Origin of the sequence: Megasphaera cerevisiae DSM 20462 (assembly GCF_001045675.1) — a bacterium.
In the GTDB taxonomy this organism is placed as follows: Bacteria; Bacillota; Negativicutes; order Veillonellales; family Megasphaeraceae; genus Megasphaera; species Megasphaera cerevisiae.
In genome coordinates this window covers 1-932 of record NZ_LEKT01000135.1, presented here as the reverse complement: position 1 = coordinate 932, position 932 = coordinate 1, and the positions used below count along the sequence as shown (strand labels likewise).

Annotated in this window: 1 tRNA gene and 2 rRNA genes; all 3 read left to right on the top strand. The window is 49.6% G+C overall.

From position 1 onward, the window contains the following. A 16S ribosomal RNA gene (locus AB840_RS15385) occupies window positions 1-201 on the top strand; the annotation flags it as partial. Window positions 202-463: 262 nt separating this feature from the next. Continuing rightward, window positions 464-539 (top strand) — tRNA-Ala (locus AB840_RS15380). Between the two features lie 160 nt (window positions 540-699). Next, window positions 700-932, top strand: a 23S ribosomal RNA gene (locus AB840_RS15375); the annotation flags it as partial.

Here is a 932-nt window from a genome sequence, read left to right as displayed (position 1 = left end):
CGCTAGTAATCGCAGGTCAGCATACTGCGGTGAATACGTTCCCGGGCCTTGTACACACCGCCCGTCACACCACGAAAGTCATTCACACCCGAAGCCGGTGAGGTAACCGCAAGGAGCCAGCCGTCGAAGGTGGGGGCGATGATTGGGGTGAAGTCGTAACAAGGTAGCCGTATCGGAAGGTGCGGCTGGATCACCTCCTTTCTAGGGATAAGCAGGGAGCCGCATGTGAAGGAGTGCAACGCACGACGCGCACATGTGAGCGAGTCACTTATGCCGGATATGACTGATAGTATATGTTGAAAGACATGTAGTATGAGTGCAGATCCGGCGAAGTAGAGATACAGTAAGGGACTCAACCCAATCACTTAGGTCGGCATTCTGGAACAACCAATTTTGCATTGTTTAGTTTTGAGAGGCCATGTGCTTCTCGTCCAATACTTGTATTGGAGTTAATTATATAAGTGGGGGTGTAGCTCAGCTGGGAGAGCACCTGCCTTGCAAGCAGGGGGTCAGGAGTTCGATTCTCCTCATCTCCACCAACACATTTGTACCTTGACAACTGCATAGAAAAGTATTGAAGAAAGTACCTCTTTTTTTGTAAGAAAAAAGGGAGTACCTTAACGAACCGAAGAAACTCTAATATATACAAGGTGAAGACAGCAGGAGCCGCAAGGTGAGAGCTTATCTTAAAAAGACGTAAGTCAAGTAAGTAAGGGCATACGGCGGATGCCTTGGCCATATCAGCCGAAGAAGGACGCGATAAGCTGCGAAAAGCTGCGGTAAGGTGCAAGTAACCATTGACCCGCAGGTATCCGAATGGGGAAACCCGGCAGTAGGAGTACTGTCATCCTTTCGAGGAAGGGCACCCGGTGAACTGAAACATCTAAGTAGCCGGAGGAAAAGGAATCAACAGAGATACCCCTAGTAGCGGC